Origin of the sequence: Candidatus Nitrohelix vancouverensis, from assembly GCA_015698305.1 — a bacterium.
In the GTDB taxonomy this organism is placed as follows: domain Bacteria; phylum Nitrospinota; class Nitrospinia; order Nitrospinales; family VA-1; genus Nitrohelix; species Nitrohelix vancouverensis.
Window position 1 is genome coordinate 2,601,967 of sequence record CP048620.1, and the last position, 16,562, is coordinate 2,618,528.

Here is a 16,562-nt window from a genome sequence, read left to right on the forward strand (position 1 = left end):
GATTACAGCTGGTCGAGCAATTCCATCTTTTTCTTTTGATACTCAGCTTCAGAAATTTTCTTCGCGTCGCGCAATTGTTTCATGCGACGCAATTTATTTTCCATCGATTGCAAATTTTTGGAAGAGGTTGCATCTGACTTGCGAATCTTTTTTGAGGAAACCTCAATCTCTTCATCCCACTCCCTCTCCAGCTTTGCTTCAGCAGGGGCGGCTTTAGGTGAAGCGGCTTTTGTTCGAGATCGTTTTTTTAAGCGCTTCGGTTCTTCAACAGCGGATTCTTCATCAAGTTTCACTTCGATAAAGGATTCGCTCTTTAAGGTTTGCACCCAATCCTTGTATTTTTTCTCAGAAGCTTTTCTGAAAATAATATCTTTTATTTTTTCTTTCAGATCATCGTCGTAAGGCTTCGGTTGACTGGCTAAGTATTGATCGACCTTGATGATATGATATCCAAACCGGGTTTTTACAACGTCGCTCACCTCTCCGTCTCTCAAGGAAAATGCGACCTCCTCAAACTCGGGAACCAGCTTGCCTTTCGCAAGCAATCCAATCTCGCCGCCGGACGAAGCGGAAACGTCTTCGGAATAACGCCGCGCCATTTCTTCAAAACTCTTGCCGGAGCGAATCTCCTGAAGCGTCATTTCAGCGCGCTTGCGTTTCACTTCCCGTTCGGCATCTGTGATGCCCGCATCCAGAATGAATAAAATATGGCGGACTTTGATTCGCTCAGGATTCATAAAATCCTGTTTCATTTTTTCGTAATACTGTTTCGCCAACTGGTCTGTCACGATGATTCGATTCCCGAACTGAAACCGCGCCACCCGGGAGACCAGTATCTGATTGCGTATCTGTTCCTTGTACTGCTCGAGACTCCGCCCTTCCCTCTGAAGCATTATCTCCATTTCCTGATCGCTCAGATGATTCTTTTCCTTGATCTCATCCAATGCGCTGAGAACACTTTCTTCCTCCACCTGGATACCGAGCTTTTTGCCGCGCTGGATCTGCAATCGTTCTTCGATCATGATGTCCAGAATCTGCTTCATCAACTCATCCGTCGGAGGCGTCTCCTGGCCGGAACGCATGAGCATCTCCCGGTAAGGCCCCACCCTTTCCTCCACCGCGCTCATTGTGATGATGTCGCTATTGACCTTTGCCACCACGCGATCAAATACCTTCGCGGAAGCCTCGCCGCACATGAAAATCATGAGTCCGGCTCCAAAAGCGATCAGGCCGCGCTTAACCGATTTTATTGAATACGTCATCGTTGATTTCAATTTTCGCGTCTTCTTTTAATTGCAATAACCATTGGCTGAATGCCTCATCCTGATGTGTTTGCAGTAATCGGGCCTGTATTTGTTCTCTCGATTCTTCAAAGGTCATTTTCTGTCCGTCTTTCTTGTCCATGACCTTGAATAGATGAAATCCGTAAGGGGTGTGGATCACATCGCTGACTTCATTGATATCGAGTTTAAAAACAGAGTCAAATTCTTCCGGCATGTGTCCCGCTTCAAAATAACCCAGATCGCCGCCGAATGTCCCTTCCGGACTCAAAGACCGCTCGCGCGCCAAATCGGGGAATTTGCGTAAACGGGATTTCAGGAGTTTTTGGATCTCCCGGCATTCTTCTTCAGTTCGAACCATGATGTGCAAGGCCCGAACCTTATCTCTTTGAGTGAATTCTTCGGGATGCCCGTCAAAATACTCCCGCAATTCCTTCTCTTCTATTATTACTTTACTATTGACGTTCTGACGAATCAATTTTTTTGTTAACATATTGAATTCCAAATCTTTTTTCCATTCTTCCAGCGACACCCCCAAATCTTCCAGATAGCGCTCAAAGGCTCCCTCGTTGTAGCCATTTTTGGCTTTTTGGAATTCAGCCTCCCATTCCTCCCGACTCAGGGCGACATTGCTCTTGCGTATTTCCTGACGTAACAGGGCAGATTGCAAGGACTGGTTCATGGCCTGGGTCTTCAACAAAAACTTTTCCTCGGGCGGTATGTCGGTATGATTTTCCATATGGAACTTTCTTCGCACCTGATTCAGATTTTTCTGGAACTCATCCACTGAAACGCTCTCGCCATTCACCGTCATCACAGAGCCTGGGTTCTGGCTCTGGTTCTTGGGCCGTTCGCTGTCACTGCATGCCGAGAACAAAATCAACACTGCAAGGAGAGCCGCAAATCGTTTGCCTGGGAAGGACCTATGATTCCACATGAGAGACCTCCGCCATTCGCGTCAGGTAACGTTCTATCATTTTCAGGTCGTCCTGCCAGGTGTGTTTGTTTAATTTCAGTTTCATCTGGTATTCAGACACAAAACTCAATCGATCATCCAGTATTACGGTCAATTGTTCCGGCGGGATGAGCGTTGATTCGTCAAAACTGAATACCGCCCCTTCTGCCCTCATGTCCATGCGCGTGATGCGCAGTGTCCGGCATAGGGCTTTGATCTTGACCAGTTCAAGTAATTTCTGAACATCCGGCGGCAAGGCGCCGTACCTGTCCTGCAACTCCCTGTCCATCGCGTCGCAATCTTGCGCGTGGTCGATCAATTGCATGCGTCGATAGATTTCCAGACGCTGGTTCAAATCGGGAATATAGTCCTTTGGAATGAATCCCTTGATCATCAGATTGATTTCCGGTTCCAGATGGGCTTCTACTTTTTCGCCGTGCAATTCCTTCACCGTTTCATCCATCAACTTGCAATACATATCGAAACCAATGGATGAAATATGCCCTGACTGCTTGTGGCCCAGCATGTTTCCAACGCCACGGATTTCCATATCGCGCGCGGCCAGCTGAAAACCCGCGCCCAGTTCGCTCAACTCCTGAATCGCGGCGACGCGCTGACGGGCTTCTTCGGTGATGCTGGTGGCCCCGGGTATGAGGAGATAAGCGTAGGCCTGGTGCTTGTAACGTCCCACCCGACCGCGCAACTGATAGAGTTGCGCCAGCCCGAACTGATCGGCGCGATTGATGATGATGGTGTTGGCTGATGGAATATCCAGTCCCGACTCGACAATGGTCGTGCAGACCAGAACGTCGATTTCCTTTTGGATGAAGCGCCCCATCACCGATTCCAGTTGCGACTCCGGCAACTGACCATGCCCAACGCCGATGCGGGCCTTGGGAAGAATTTTGTGGATCATCGCCGCTACCGAATGAATGCTCTGGACTTTATTATGAACAAAATAGACCTGCCCTCCCCGATCCAGTTCCTTCTGAATCGCTTCCTGAATGACGGCCTCGTCAAATTTTCGGATGTAGGTTTTGATGGCGATGCGATCCCCCGGGGGCGTTTCGATGACGCTCAGGTCGCGAACCCCCATCAGCGAAAAGTGCAGAGTGCGCGGAATCGGCGTTGCGGTGAGAGTCAGGATATCCACCGAGGTTCTCATCTTCTTTAATTTTTCCTTATGCTTCACGCCAAAACGCTGCTCTTCGTCAATGACGATCAGGCCGAGGTCGGCGAATTTCACATCCTTGGAAAGTATCCGGTGCGTGCCAACGACGATGTCCACCTCGCCCTTCTTCAGCTTTTCCAGAATACGCTTTTGTTCTTTTGCAGATACGAAACGGGACAGGCAGGCGATGTTCAGCGCCTGGTTGCGAAATCGCTCGCGAAAAGTATTGTAATGCTGTTGCGCCAGAATCGTCGTCGGCACCAGAAAAGCGACCTGTTTTTTTTCCAGAGCTACCTTGAAAGCGGCTCGCATGGCCACCTCGGTCTTGCCATAACCCACGTCGCCGCAGATCAGACGATCCATCGGTTTGTCCTTTTCCAGATCCTCTTCGACTTCTTCAATCGCCTTGAGCTGATCCTCTGTTTCGACGTATTCAAAGGTATCTGCAAATTCCTGAACCGGGACAGGATTGGGCGCAAACGCGTGTCCTTCGGTCAACTCGCGCGATGCGTAGAGTTTCAGCAAATCGTCGGCCATTTCCTGCAGGGATTTTTTGATTTTTCCGGTTTGCTTCTTCCAGGCCACGCCGCCCAGTTTGCTCAGAGGCGGCGAGCCTTCTCCCGCTCCTATGTATTTTTGCAGGAGACCCAGACCTTCCATCGGCACATACAATTTTTCCTGATCGGCGTACAAAATTTCCAGAAATTCGCCGCCGCTGAAATCTGTTTTCAGTTCGCGAGCGCCCAGATACTTGCCGATCCCGTAATCCATGTGAACCAGATAATCATTCGGCTTGAGGTCTTTGAATCCGCGCTGAAAACTCTGCGACTTCGGCTTGCGTCGCACCCTGCGCTTGTGCCCGCGGCCAAAGATTTCATGTTCCGCAATATAGACGCAGTTGAACTCGGGAAACTCGAAACCAAAACTCAGGATGCCTTGATCCACGTCCAGAGGCAGTTCATATTCCCCCTGCAATTCCTGAAGGCGTCGAGTTTGTCCCTTGGTGGGGGCGACGGCGATCACGCGGCGGCCATTTTCATTCCACTTCCAGATTTGATCTGCCAGCGTTTCAAACTGTCCCCGAAGCGGCGGTGTGGATTGAATGTTCAGAGAAATAGCGTCCGGGTCGCCGCTCAGTTTCAATGCATTCAGATGCAGTTGTTTCCTTGACTTTATTTTCGAAAAAAATTCTTCGCGCGTGTAAAAGAAGGTTTCCGGTTGTGGAACCGGATCGCCTGCGCCTTTGTATTTTTCATATTCCTCTTGAGCCAGTTCCCAGTTGTGATCCACTTTTTCCAGAGTCGCTTCATCTTCATCAATGACGATGAGGGTATTTGCGGGAAGGTAATCCAGCAGGCTTTCTTTTGCCTGATAATAATAGGGAAGGTAACGTTCCATTCCGGGAAACAAACCAAATTGTTCGATTTGGTCCGCAACTTCCTTGACCCGCCTCCGCTCTGCGTCCATCGCCTTGCCGTCTGCAATGAGTTTCTCCACCGCCGCCTGCGACTGTTCTGTTGAAGGACAAATCTCCCGGGTGGGCAGGATGGCGATCTGCTCGATCGACTCCATCGAAACCTGAGAGACCACGTCAAAATAACGCAGGGTCTCCACCTCGTCGCCGAACAATTCGAGGCGAACCGGAGCGTTTTCCGACGGCATGAAGAAATCGACGATATCGCCGCGAACGCTGAAATCTCCCTTCGCCTCGACCATCGGAACGCGGTGGTAGCCATTGTCGGCCAGACAGGCTTCGAGAATTTCGCGCTCCATCACATCTCCCTTGCGAATCGGGAAAATTTGCGAGGTCAGCGTTTTGCGCGGGATCAGGGCTTGAAACAAGGATTCAATCGGCGCGACCAGAAAAAAATCCTCACGGGTCAGGCATTGCGTCAGAACCGACAAGCGTTCGCCTGTCGTCTCAATCAGCGGAGACAAATCTTCGTAAGGGAGCATCTCCCAGGCGGGGAAAAATTGCGGACCGATCTTTGGATTGATCACCCGCTCGAAATATTTCAGATCGCCATAGAGCATTTCTCCGGCGCTCGAACCAGGCGTTACAACCAGAACCGGCCCGGAGTGATTCTTTTTGATGTGGGCGAGAAGAAAAGCTTTCGATGAACCGCTCACGCCTTCAATGCGTAGAGGCGATGCGGCGTCGCTTTTTAACCAGTTCCACAATGGCTCCAGAGCGGAGTCCTGCGCCCGATCCGTTTGTTTTCCAACAGAGGCGAGATTCATTGGAGCCAATTTGATTGTTTCGTGAAAGGCCATCCTGCAAAGGCGTTAAAGATTGTCATAAAACTCAGAATCTGGGGAGACGCTTCAAGAGATTGCGCCGGGCGGCCTGGGATCTTTCAATAAATGCTCCCAGCGGGGTTCTCCCTTGGGCTTGAAATTCACACAGACAATGAAGGAAGGGCCTTCAAAAAAATTCAGCTTGTAATTTCCGCCGCCAAAGGTCTCGAACAAATAAGCTTCCGTGTGATCCCGGAACTGATCAAACTCTTCTTTACTGAAACGCGCAATCTCATGGAAGGTGATGGTCACTCCCTGATTGATTCCGACCAGAAGAACGCAATTGATCTGGCTGTAAATTTCCTCAAACCGCGCATCCATCTCTTCCGGGGACGGATCGCGTTTCAATTCACGCCTTAATTTTGGTTTGTAATAATCTCTAAAAGCATGCTTAACCCACACGTTCGCCTCTTATTTGATTGGATTGGGTGAAATCGGACTGAATGACAGGGAATATTCGAACGACGCTCACAGGGTTTGCGAGCGATAAGAATTGTCTCTCATATTTTTTGCTAAACACTTAATTTTTAACATAAAAGAAATCCTGAAACAATCCATTTAAAAAATGCGGAAAACGCCGCAAGCGGCAGAATTACCGATTGTAGAAGCGCCGCGAATTGCATATACTCAGCCCTGAAAATGTTCACGAACAAAGGTCCCATGAATTCATCAGCGCAAATCACAAGCGTCGGTCTGATTCAGACAAACTGCGTCGAAAACCCTGAACAAAACCTTGCAAATGCCTTGACTCAAATCGAGGAAGCCGCAAAACAGGGCGCCCAGATCATTTGCCTGCAGGAGCTGTTTCGCTCGCAATACTTTTGCCAGACCGAAACTCTTCAATTATTTGATCTTGCCGAACCCATTCCAGGCCCCAGCGTGCTGGCAATTCAGGACTTGTGTAAACGCCTCGAAGTGGTCGTCGTCGCCCCGATCTTCGAGAAACGCGCCCCCGGCATCTATCATAACTCCGCCGCCGTCATCGACGCCGACGGCTCCCTGCTGGGCGTCTACAGGAAGATGCATATTCCCGACGACCCCTGCTTCTATGAAAAATACTATTTTACCCCAGGCGATCTGGGCTTTCAAAGTTTCAAAACCCGCTACGGGACTATCGGCGTTCTCATTTGCTGGGACCAGTGGTTCCCCGAAGCCGCTCGCCTGACCTGCCTGAAAGGCGCGCAAATTCTGTTTTATCCCACCGCGATCGGCTATCAAAAAAGCGACGCGGATGAAGCGGAGAAACAGGCCAACGCCTGGAGAACCATTCAGCAAAGCCACGCCATCGCCAACGGCGTGTTTGTCGGCGCCGCCAACCGGGTGGGAGAAGAAGGCGCTATCAAATTCTGGGGCCAGTCTTTCGTATCCGGCCCACAAGGCGAAATCCTCGCGCAAAGCCCCAAAGACGCTTCGGATATTTTGATCGCTCATTGCGACCTCAGCTTGATCGAAAACGTAAGACGCAACTGGCCTTTCTTGCGCGACCGACGCATCGACCATTATAGCGCTCTCAATCAATTGTACGACGACTAGATGCCCCAGCCCAATTTTCCAGAATCTTCCGGGTATCGGATGCCCGCCGAATGGGAAGCCCATTCCGGCGTCTGGTTGACTTGGCCGCATAGCCAACCGACCTGGCCCAATCAGAATCTGGCGGACGTTGAAGAAGCCTACCTGCTCATGATCCAGGCGCTTGAAGGTAGCGAAACGGTGCAACTGCTGGTTCCGGATTTCGCAACGCGCAAGCGAATCATAGAAATTTTAAAAAACCGCGGCGTGGCTCGCGAGGCGGTCCGGCTTCATATCATCGCCACCAACGATTCATGGATTCGCGACTACGGCCCGAACTTTATCGTCCGCGAAGATGCGGTAGGTCGTCATCTGGCGATGAACAAATGGAATTTCGATTCCTGGGGCGGCAAATACGACTGGACTCTCGACAACCGGGCTGGAGATCATATATCAGCAGGCTTGTCCATTCCCACCTTCCGCCCGAATATCGTGCTCGAAGGCGGCGCCATCGAAGTGAATGGCAAGGGCGTCTGCCTGACCACCGAATCCTGCCTGCTCAACACAAACCGCAACGGCGGTTTGGCGCGCGACACAATGGAAAACTATCTGCGTCGCTATCTGGGCGTTCAGCAAGTGATCTGGTTGAACGGCGACCTTAAGGGAGACGATACCGACGGGCACATCGACAATCTGGCGCGCTTCGTCGCGCCCAATACCATCCTGTGCGCCGTCGAAGAAAATAAAAAAGACGAACACTACGAAAGTTTACAGAAAAATCTGGAATGCCTGAACAAGGCGTCCAATCTGGAGGGACAGCCCTTCGAGGTCATCCCCATCCCCATGCCCGACCGACTGGAAGACGATGGAATGCGTCTGCCCGCCAGCTACGCCAATTTTTACATCGGCAACCACTGCATCCTGCTTCCCGGCTACGGCGGCGACAAGGATCAGCAAATGAAAGAAATTCTGGAATCGTATTTTCCAGAAAGAAGGGTTGCGCTCATTCCCAGTCAAATTCTGGTCTGCGGACTGGGAAGCATCCATTGCATCACGCAACAACAGCCCGCCGTCGCCTGAGCGGCGACATTCAATTTAATCTAACTTAAGAATTTTTTATCGAGAGCTTGAGGAGGAAACCGTCTCGGTTTTCGGCGCGTCTCCGGTCTGCACCGGGATTTGTGGAAGCGTTGGCGTTGTTTTGAGTTTAGCCACTTCTTTTTCGAGGGAGTTTATCGTGCAATTCTGCTTGATGGAGATTGCTTTCAACTTCACCTTCTCATACTTGCCAAACAGCCAGGCAACGAGAAATCCAGAAGCGAAGGCTCCCAAAATTGCAATGATGATGGAGGAATGAATGGTTTGCAGATTGAGCTGAAGATCATAATAGTGGATCTCCACTGGCTCCAGATTCACCAGAGCCAGGGAGACCACAAGTATCATGAATAGCAGAATTGAAATAACAGTGATCGAACGCATAAGTCTGAGTTAAATAATAAATTAATTATGAAGAGAGATTACAGATCGCTATCGTCGTCGTCATCTTCATCGTCAGAATCTTCGTCGTCGCCTTCTTCAGCGTCATCCCCTTCTTCAGCATCATCGCCTTCTGCCGCTTCCTCTTCTGCAGGAGCCGCAGATTCTTCTTCAGGAGCTTCAGCGGGCGCTTCTTCTACTACAGGTTCTTCTGCCGCAGGTTCCTCTGCAACCGGCTCTCCCAGATCAGAATCATCCGCCTGGCTGGTCGCTTCCATAACCTCAATCGTTCCGGCAGGGCTTTGACCTGCAACGCCAAAGTCACTCAGCAATGATTGAATCGCATCGGCAATCGAATTGGATTTGGCTTTAACTTCAGAGGAGTCGCCCATTGACAAGTCCTGAACCGTGACCAAAGCCCGTTTCAATTCCATGATCGCCATAGAGCGTTCGTATTGTCCGACTTTTGCTTTCACGCCGTCTACATTCGCGCTAACAGCATTGATTTTTTCGTCCATTTCCTGACGCAAGGGAGCGATGCTGGCTTCCAAGCTGTTCACAGCCGAATCCATATCACTGACCTTGCCGCCCATTTCATTGACGGTAGAATCGACCTGGGAAACTGCGCTTCCCATGTGGACCACACGACTGTCAAGATCACGGATAAAAAACAAAATGAAGACAATCGCTAACGCCGCCAGACCAAATCCGAGGAACGCAACCGCCTTGAACAAATTAATATCTTCCTGTCGTTTATCAACTTCAGGAAGTGGCTTCTCGTATTCTTTAGCCAAATCCTCTTCAGGTTCTTTTCCCTGTTCGTAGTACGCGCTGGCGTCTTCTTTCTCTTCCTTCTTTATTTCTTCAAGACGATCTTCCGGCGTTGGAGCTGGCTTCTGTTCTTCGTTGTTGTCTTTCCCGTCTTCGCTGGCAACCATATTTCCTCCAAATAACCTTATTTTAAAGATTTAAAAATTTCTTAAAAAATTTGTATAATCGAATATGTAAATAAGAGTGTTTTCAGGTTTCTCTTTAAGCTAAAGGATCGATCCCGAAAAACAACTCTTTAAAATACTTAAAGTTGTGAAAGCATTTCCCAAAGAAGAGCGATATAATGGGGGGAGTCGCCTTCCCCTGAACTTGCAAGGTATGCAAGGTCTTGAACAATAAAATACAACGCTCGCCTTCGTTCACAGAGCATTTAAGAAGGCGTACGCTTCCAAAGGACTCTAAGCGAAAAATGAAGACTGATATTACAAGTGGGTCAGTGTTTTTGTCAAGAAAAAACAAAATTTTTCAGGCTCTATTTTTAGCTCTGATCCTGTTCACTTTAAACGACGTTGATGCTGTATTTGCAGGGGTTTCAGCGAATCTCCTCATTCAACCGCAACAACTCATGAGCATGGATAAAAATGACCGGATCGTTATCGATTCGAGGTCGTCCTGGAAATATTTTCTGGAGCATATTCCCGGCGCCGCCAATGTCTCCGACTGGAGAGAATTCACCGTAAAAGGCAAAGACGTTCCCGGCGTGCTGATTGACGACAAACAGCAACTCGCCAAACTATTGAGCGATCACGGTATCCAGCATGGAAAAACAATTGTCATCTATGGCGAACCTTCCGACCCCTGGCGAACGGATGGACGCATTTTCTGGATGCTCGAATACTTTGGATTTTCCAACGTAAAACTTCTGGAAGGTGGGGTTTCCGCATGGAAGGAAGCTGGCGGAGAGGTCGAACGCGGCCGCGACCATGCCCCAACATCCAATCTAAAAGCGCAGGAAATCAATTTCAATCCCGCCGTCCACGCAGACAAAAGCTATATCAACGAACGCTTGAGCGCAAAAACTCTGGCAATCATTGATAACCGGACGGAAGAAGAGTATAAGGGGGCCACGCCTTACGGATCGCAACGGGGCGGGCATATTCCCACCGCAATCCATATCGACTGGAGAGATTTTTATTCGAGCGAAGGGCGGCTCCACTCCCCCGACACCCTCATGGCTTTAATGAAAACTTACGGCCTGGATGACTCCAGAGAAGTTGTGGTTTACTGCACCGGCGGCGTCCGTTCTTCCATGGCCTATTTTGTTTTTAAATACCTGGGCTATTCCGTCAGAAACTACGACGGCTCGTGGTGGGACTGGAGCAATGATTCAAACTTACCGGTGGAAAATACCTAGATGACGGCATTTGTTGAAGTGGCTCATATTGACGACCTGCAATCGAAAGACAGAGTGCGGGTCGAGTGGGATGGCAGGCGCGTTACCATCTTCAAAATTGAAGAAAAATTTTATGCGATTCTGGATACCTGCCCGCATAAAAAAACAGCTCCGCTTCTGCGCGGAACCCTGGACGGCGTGGGCATCAAATGCCCCAATCATGGATTTCGCTTTGATCTGGAAACCGGTCAATGCGCTGTCAGCGACGATTTCAACACCACCGTCTTTTCCGTCAAAGTGGAAGATGGAAAAATTTTTCTGGCGCCACGCAACTGAACTTCTCAGAACTCGACCCGGCGCTCCCGATTGAACGCCGATCGCAAGATTGATTAGCGCTTGGACTAGTGCCGGCCAGAACCTTCATGACTGTGATTCGAACCCTCTTCCTGCGGCGCATGTTCCTGACCGGACCCCTCTCCCATCATGGGGTTTCTCATCGGTCGACCCAAGGCTTCCGAGGCATGTTTCAACGCTTCATTGTAATGCGTCAAGGCTTCACGCGCATGTCCCAGAGCCTCGCTACCATGCATTTTCAAATCGGAATTTGCATCATCCATTTTCAGGCCAAACTCCAGATGCTTGACCATCTCTTCAAGGTGCAGATAGCCTTCTTCGCCGTGCCCCAGCGCAACACTTGCATGGCCCATTGATTGAGCCTGTGCATTACCAGCGAGCAGTAACAACATGGCGGCGCCTAGCGACCATTTATGCAATCCGTATAATTTCATTTTAACCCCCAGTAAATTGATAGCGATTTCTCCGGCTCAACCTCATTGTCGATCCTCCAGCTATTTTAAAACCTTTTGACGCAGGAAAAAACATCAAAAACAAAATTCAGCCAGACAATCTGACGCCCCAGAACAGTTCTCAGGCGATTCGAAGTCTTTGATCAAACAAAAAAGCCCCTGGTCTGCGCCAGGGGCTTGCAATACTTATTCAGAAGAGAGGACTTCAATCAGACTTGCATACGCATCACTTCCTGATAGGCCTCAACAATTTTATTTCTCACCTGCATCGTTAAGCGAAACGCCAGATCGGCCTTGCCGACAGCGATCATGGTTTCATGAATATTGCCGGTTTTACCCGTTGCAAAATCCTCAATCGCCGTATCCGCTTCCTTTTGCAGATCGTTCACCTTCTGCAAGGATTCGGACAGAGTGTCCGCAAACGATACGTTCTCTTCAGCGCCGCTCCCCTGCTCCGGTTTTTTGACTCCAGCCGAAGGGTTGAGGCCCTGAAGACTTTTTAAATTTGACTGTAAAGTGATGTCTTTCATATCAAATCAAAAATTAGTTTTCAACTCTTATAATCTATAGCGAAGCCGCCAATTTGTCAATGGGATAACTCCCCCTGCCGAGCTCGATTATTGCTGCGGTAGCTCAGTGATTGCGGCGCGCACGGTGGATCCGCGTTTCATCATCATGGCGATAGTCGCGTTGTACTGAATCTGGTTTTCCGCCAGTTTGGTCATCTCTTTATCGACATTTACATTATTGCCGTTAGACCGGGCCGCATCCAGCTCTTCAAACACTTCCGGTTCCAGCGATTTCAAACTTTCCTTGGAAGGCCCCATATGCTTCGAATTCGTCGAGTTGATGCTCAAGCGGCCCTCCGTATTCAATACCTCGCGTAACTGATCCTTGAAATCCAGATCATGGGCTTTGAAACCCGGCGTCTCGGCATTGGTAATATTGCTGGAAATCAGCAGATGCCTCTGCGAATTGAAATCCAGGTTTTTCTTCAATAAAAGAGGCGTATTGTCTGAAAATAGTATTTTGTCAATTAGCATAGCGTTCTCCTTGATATGGATTAATGCAAACTCAATGCCATTATCAGGAGACGCTTCAATATAGTTATAATCGGACTAAATCCCTTAAAACATGAGGCTTTTCATATTGGGACAAAATTTGGCGGGAAGGCCACAAGCATGCAAACAGGGAAAATTTTGACTCTTTGAGGAAATTTTTGACGCTTTCCATGACTTGGAAGCAATTTCCCTGAAAAAAATTGTCAACCGTTCACTCACAATTCAGTCAATCGCCTTTTGATATTTTATATTTTAACGACCACTCCTTTGCCAACCTCTGCGCTTCCTGTATCTGCTCCGGGGTCATTAGTTCGGCCAGTTTATCTCTCATCAGGCGCCCGTCTTCGTGTCCGTTTGCCGCGGCGATATTAAACCATTGGTGTGAAAGAATATAACTCTGCAACACGCCCTTCCCAGAACCGTAAATCATACCAAGGTTATATTGTGAGGTGGCGTTTCCCTGACGCGCCGCACGTCTGTACCAGGTGAAAGATTTGACATCATCCTGTTCTGTTCCAAGTCCATTCCGATACATTAGGCCGAGGGCGGACTGCGCCGTCATGTCTCCCTGTTCAGCTGAAAGGCGGTACCACTTCAGAGCTTCCTGATAATTCAAGGTCAATTTCACACCGTCGAGATACTCACTTCCAAGCAGGAATTGAGCTTCTGCATTCCCCTGCTCGGCGGAGCGTTTTATTTCTTCTATTGTTTCAAATGGATCGCCGGTCTCGTTTTCAACACTTTTCTCTCCAGCAAATACAGTCGTTCCTGAAAACAAAAAAATGAATGCAACGCAAGTAATAGATTTCAGCAAACGTTTCATCGAACCCCTCCCTGTTATTATTATCCGCATGCCAATCAGGATTATACCTTATAAATAAATCCCGGGCATCAGCAAGCCCGGCCCCGGTGTTTCGCTCCCAAACCTACACATTATTATGTAATTACTGCTATAATGTGTCGAAAATAGCGTCAACCCACTCCTCATTGGAAAAATGTCTCAGGAACTGGATGATTTAAGCAAAAAGCTCAGGAATTTTGGCAAGGAAAACCTGTCCGATATCCTGCATTTCATGGCCACCGAGTTGAGGGATCTCTACCGCTGTCGCTATGTGCGTATTTATCTGGAAGACCTCTACGAAGGAATGCTCATTTGCCAATATGTAGCGGGTTCTGGCCATGCGGACGATCCCTCCATCACCCAGTTCATCGCTCCGCCAAAATCCTTTATGTCGCGTGCTTTCTTCGAGAATCGCATGCTCCTGTCCTGGAACACGCCGGAGGGACTGAATGACAATGAGGACCCTTTCGCGCAGATTTCCGGGATCAGATCATCCGCCATCTTTCCAATCACCCATCAGTTGAGGTCGATTGGCGCGCTCAGTCTGGACTGGGAGAAAAAGAAATCCTGGCTTGCCGAACCGCAGATCGCTGACATACAAAATTTCCTTTCACTAAACAGCGGTTCCATCGACAAGGCGAAACGTTTTCATCAGCAGATTTCATTTTCCAGGCACCTCGATCTGGCGCGCAAGAAGGAAGCGGCCTGGCGCATGGTTCGCTCAGCGGTCAATCTCATCGACAAGCTCGCGCTCGCATCGGTGCTCGTGCCCTCTTCCACACAGAACCCCATCACGCAATCGAAAAAACCCATGGACCTTGTAGAAGTGATGGCGGTGTATTCAAGAGACAAAAACGACGCGCTGGTGTATTCAAATAACGACCAGATCAGCATCGCCAATAGCGAAAACCTGATAAACCGTATTGTCGATTACGACCCCGAACGCGGTCTGGTTGCGCGGAGCAAACGGCAAGGGGCGATTTACACGGCGGATATCATGGAGGAGTCTTTCACCCGAAAAGCCATCACCAGCAAGATCAATCTGGTGTCGCTCTACCAGATTTCCAAATTTGCAAAATCCGGCGGGCAGTTCATTTGCGCAGTGCATTATTACACCAACGAGCAACACGAATTCACCGAGTTTGAAAAACGCCTTCTTGAAGATCACGCCTCGATGATCGAGCAATTGATCGTTGAAGAAACGCCGGAGCGAATCGAAATACAAATCCTCTCCGAGATCGAGGAACTGCTCTCCAATCACGAAGACACGCTTCAGGAGTTTCTCCATAAAATCCTCGACAAGGTTTCTGAATTGATCGGTTCGGCCTGCGGCTCCGTTTCCATTCTTCAGGCAATCGACGGCAAGCCCTGCCTTGTCGTCGAAACGGAGGACGGTAAAATGGTGGGCGCCAAATCGCGCGGCTGGATGAAAAGTAAAATCCCGCTCCTGCTCGTCGGCGGCGAGGAACTGGCCGTGCATGAACGTTCACTGAACGGCTACTGCGCGCACACCGCCCGCCCCGTTCTGGTGAACAACGTTCATGATCGCAAGGAAACCAAGGGTTTCTATCGCAACTTCCTTTCCACCGTTCAATCGGAACTGGCAGTGCCTATCATTTACGGTTCCAGCGTCATCGGGGTGATAACACAAGACAGCTTCAGAAAACATTCATTCACCGCCGAGCATAAACGAATTCTACAGATCATCGCCAGCCTGATAAGCCAGAAGGTCTACAACCTGACTCAAATCGAAGAGCTGAGACAACAGACCATTCACGTCAAACGCGACATCGAGTACCGCGACCCGAAAGTCTCTTCCTACTATTTTGGCAACGTGATCGGAAAAAGTTCCAAGATCCATCATCTCGTCCGGCAGATCGACACCGTGGTGGAATCGGTGTGCCGACGCATGTTGAACTGGGACGACGCGCCGCAGACCGAGACCATGATGGGCTTGCCCTGCCTGCTCATCAATGGCCCCACCGGCGCGGGCAAGGAATTTTTCTTTAATAATATTTACTCGCGCATTTCGGAAATCTTCCAAACAGAGAAAGGCGTTCATTTCAAAACGCCGCTCCGAAAAACCAATATCGCCGCCTATAGCGGCGAGTTGACCTACTCCGAATTGTTTGGTCACGCCAAGGGAGCGTTCACCGGCGCCGAAATGCAACGGCGCGGCATTCTGGAAGAAGCCGACGGCGGCGTCGTTTTTCTCGATGAGATTGGCGACGCGGACCCGAAGACACAGGTTCAGCTCCTGCGCTTTCTCGACACCGGCGTCTTTGTCAGGCTGGGGGAAAACCAGCCCAAACACTCCAGAATTTTCCTGATCGCCGCCACCAACAAAAACCTGCGCGAAGAAATCCGCCAGGGGGCTTTCCGAGAAGACCTTTATCAAAGGCTCAACGCTCTGAGTTTTCACATTCCCAGCCTCAATGATCGGAAGGAAGACATCGAAGATCTGGCGACCCACTTCCTTGGAATCCTCGAGCAGACTTATCGCGTCAACGGAGAAGACAAGTCGCCCCTGCAACTGGCGTCTGGAGCGATCGACTTTCTCAAAGCGCACCATTTCAAAGGAAATGTGAGGGAATTGAAAAACATCCTACTGCGCTCAATGTTGTTTTGCAGAAACGGCGTCATCACCCGCAACGACGTCGCCGACGCCTTGCAATCCGATCCGGTAGTCACCGTCGACCCCTCCGTTTCTCAAACCGAAGAAGAATCCATTTTGGATCGACTGGAGTCCGGGCAAGGCGATTTCTGGTCCGAGGTGCATCTGCCCTTCAAACGAAACCAACTGACGCGTGAAGCGGTTTTGTCTCTCTATGAAAACGCTAAAGATCGTTACCATGCCAATTTACCCGGTCTGGCCGTTAAATTGCGCGCGGTCCGATCCGATTTTGAAAACGACCCTCAGGAGAAAAGACGCTTTCTCAGTTTCAAGAATTTTCTCTACAAAACCATAAAAATCACCCAGGCGTCATCGCGTCGCTGAACC

At 49.6% G+C, this 16,562-nt stretch carries 15 protein-coding genes; 5 read left to right on the plus strand and 10 right to left on the minus strand.

All coding sequences use genetic code 11. The features are described 5' to 3' along the window. Positions 1-2: 2 nt before the first annotated feature. From G3M78_12055 to G3M78_12070, 4 genes are all read right to left on the minus strand, one after another. Entirely contained in the window at positions 3-1,262 is a 1,260-nt protein-coding gene (locus G3M78_12055; GenBank protein ID QPJ66084.1) for a hypothetical protein, read from the minus strand. After that, positions 1,237-2,217, minus strand: a complete 981-nt coding sequence (locus tag G3M78_12060; GenBank protein ID QPJ66085.1) for a hypothetical protein — start codon at positions 2,215-2,217, stop codon at positions 1,237-1,239. The genes G3M78_12055 and G3M78_12060 overlap by 26 nt, the downstream gene beginning before the upstream one ends. Further along, positions 2,204-5,647, minus strand: a complete 3,444-nt coding sequence (mfd, locus tag G3M78_12065; GenBank protein QPJ66086.1) for a transcription-repair coupling factor — start codon at positions 5,645-5,647, stop codon at positions 2,204-2,206. The genes G3M78_12060 and mfd overlap by 14 nt, the downstream gene beginning before the upstream one ends. An 84-nt stretch (positions 5,648-5,731) precedes the next feature. After that, complete coding sequence (locus G3M78_12070) at positions 5,732-6,106, minus strand: hypothetical protein (protein QPJ66087.1); 375 nt, start codon at positions 6,104-6,106, stop codon at positions 5,732-5,734. A gap of 258 nt (positions 6,107-6,364) precedes the next feature. On the opposite strand from G3M78_12070, the gene G3M78_12075 reads away from it, so the two are divergent. Then, the gene (locus G3M78_12075) at positions 6,365-7,237 is read left to right on the plus strand and encodes a carbon-nitrogen hydrolase (GenBank protein ID QPJ66088.1); all 873 of its coding nucleotides are present in this window, start codon (positions 6,365-6,367) and stop codon (positions 7,235-7,237) included. Continuing rightward, entirely contained in the window at positions 7,238-8,293 is a 1,056-nt protein-coding gene (locus G3M78_12080; protein ID QPJ66089.1) for an agmatine deiminase family protein, read from the plus strand. A 36-nt stretch (positions 8,294-8,329) separates the two neighbouring features. On the opposite strand, the gene G3M78_12085 is transcribed toward G3M78_12080, so the two are convergent. After that, positions 8,330-8,692 (minus strand): LapA family protein, encoded by a 363-nt coding sequence (locus G3M78_12085; protein QPJ66090.1) that lies wholly within the window; start codon positions 8,690-8,692, stop codon positions 8,330-8,332. A gap of 38 nt (positions 8,693-8,730) precedes the next feature. Next, positions 8,731-9,627 carry a hypothetical protein gene (locus tag G3M78_12090; GenBank protein QPJ66091.1) on the minus strand — a complete coding sequence of 299 codons (897 nt, stop codon included), beginning with the start codon at positions 9,625-9,627 and terminating at the stop codon, positions 8,731-8,733. 458 nt (positions 9,628-10,085) lie between these two features. On the opposite strand from G3M78_12090, the gene G3M78_12095 reads away from it, so the two are divergent. Continuing rightward, positions 10,086-10,874: a sulfurtransferase gene (locus G3M78_12095; GenBank protein ID QPJ66092.1), complete on the plus strand. Its 789-nt coding sequence runs from the start codon at positions 10,086-10,088 to the stop codon at positions 10,872-10,874. Further along, positions 10,875-11,189, plus strand: a complete 315-nt coding sequence (locus tag G3M78_12100) for a Rieske (2Fe-2S) protein (GenBank protein ID QPJ66093.1) — start codon at positions 10,875-10,877, stop codon at positions 11,187-11,189. Positions 11,190-11,254: 65 nt separating this feature from the next. Here G3M78_12100 and G3M78_12105 read toward each other — a convergent pair whose 3' ends face one another. The 4 genes from G3M78_12105 to G3M78_12120 form a co-directional block, all read right to left on the minus strand. Further along, on the minus strand, positions 11,255-11,641 hold the full coding sequence (locus G3M78_12105) for a hypothetical protein (GenBank protein ID QPJ66094.1): 387 nt from the start codon (positions 11,639-11,641) through the stop codon (positions 11,255-11,257). Between the two features lie 227 nt (positions 11,642-11,868). Then, the gene (gene fliE, locus G3M78_12110) at positions 11,869-12,189 is read right to left on the minus strand and encodes a flagellar hook-basal body complex protein FliE (protein QPJ66095.1); all 321 of its coding nucleotides are present in this window, start codon (positions 12,187-12,189) and stop codon (positions 11,869-11,871) included. An 87-nt stretch (positions 12,190-12,276) separates the two neighbouring features. Continuing rightward, the gene (flgB, locus tag G3M78_12115; GenBank protein ID QPJ66096.1) at positions 12,277-12,702 is read right to left on the minus strand and encodes a flagellar basal body rod protein FlgB; all 426 of its coding nucleotides are present in this window, start codon (positions 12,700-12,702) and stop codon (positions 12,277-12,279) included. 244 nt (positions 12,703-12,946) lie between these two features. Continuing rightward, a complete protein-coding gene (locus tag G3M78_12120) occupies positions 12,947-13,543 on the minus strand; it encodes a sel1 repeat family protein (protein QPJ66097.1) in 597 nt (198 codons plus the stop codon). A 172-nt stretch (positions 13,544-13,715) separates the two neighbouring features. Here G3M78_12120 and G3M78_12125 point away from each other — a divergent pair, with 172 nt between their 5' ends. Continuing rightward, the gene (locus G3M78_12125) at positions 13,716-16,559 is read left to right on the plus strand and encodes a GAF domain-containing protein (protein QPJ66098.1); all 2,844 of its coding nucleotides are present in this window, start codon (positions 13,716-13,718) and stop codon (positions 16,557-16,559) included. The last annotated feature ends 3 nt before the right edge of the window (positions 16,560-16,562 follow it).

Excerpts from the sequence above, each read along its gene's own strand:
- G3M78_12100 (QPJ66093.1), top strand. The coding sequence starts at position 10,875 with ATGACGGCATTTGTTGAAGTGGCTCATATTGACGACCTGCAATCGAAA.
- G3M78_12085 (QPJ66090.1), bottom strand. The coding sequence starts at position 8,692 with ATGCGTTCGATCACTGTTATTTCAATTCTGCTATTCATGATACTTGTG.
- G3M78_12095 (QPJ66092.1), top strand. The coding sequence starts at position 10,086 with ATGAGCATGGATAAAAATGACCGGATCGTTATCGATTCGAGGTCGTCC.
- G3M78_12125 (QPJ66098.1), top strand. The coding sequence starts at position 13,716 with ATGTCTCAGGAACTGGATGATTTAAGCAAAAAGCTCAGGAATTTTGGC.
- G3M78_12105 (QPJ66094.1), bottom strand. The coding sequence starts at position 11,641 with ATGAAATTATACGGATTGCATAAATGGTCGCTAGGCGCCGCCATGTTG.
- G3M78_12120 (QPJ66097.1), bottom strand. The coding sequence starts at position 13,543 with ATGAAACGTTTGCTGAAATCTATTACTTGCGTTGCATTCATTTTTTTG.
- G3M78_12080 (QPJ66089.1), top strand. The coding sequence starts at position 7,238 with ATGCCCCAGCCCAATTTTCCAGAATCTTCCGGGTATCGGATGCCCGCC.
- G3M78_12055 (QPJ66084.1), bottom strand. The coding sequence starts at position 1,262 with ATGACGTATTCAATAAAATCGGTTAAGCGCGGCCTGATCGCTTTTGGA.
- G3M78_12090 (QPJ66091.1), bottom strand. The coding sequence starts at position 9,627 with ATGGTTGCCAGCGAAGACGGGAAAGACAACAACGAAGAACAGAAGCCA.
- flgB (QPJ66096.1), bottom strand. The coding sequence starts at position 12,702 with ATGCTAATTGACAAAATACTATTTTCAGACAATACGCCTCTTTTATTG.
- G3M78_12075 (QPJ66088.1), top strand. The coding sequence starts at position 6,365 with ATGAATTCATCAGCGCAAATCACAAGCGTCGGTCTGATTCAGACAAAC.
- fliE (QPJ66095.1), bottom strand. The coding sequence starts at position 12,189 with ATGAAAGACATCACTTTACAGTCAAATTTAAAAAGTCTTCAGGGCCTC.
- mfd (QPJ66086.1), bottom strand. The coding sequence starts at position 5,647 with ATGAATCTCGCCTCTGTTGGAAAACAAACGGATCGGGCGCAGGACTCC.
- G3M78_12060 (QPJ66085.1), bottom strand. The coding sequence starts at position 2,217 with ATGTGGAATCATAGGTCCTTCCCAGGCAAACGATTTGCGGCTCTCCTT.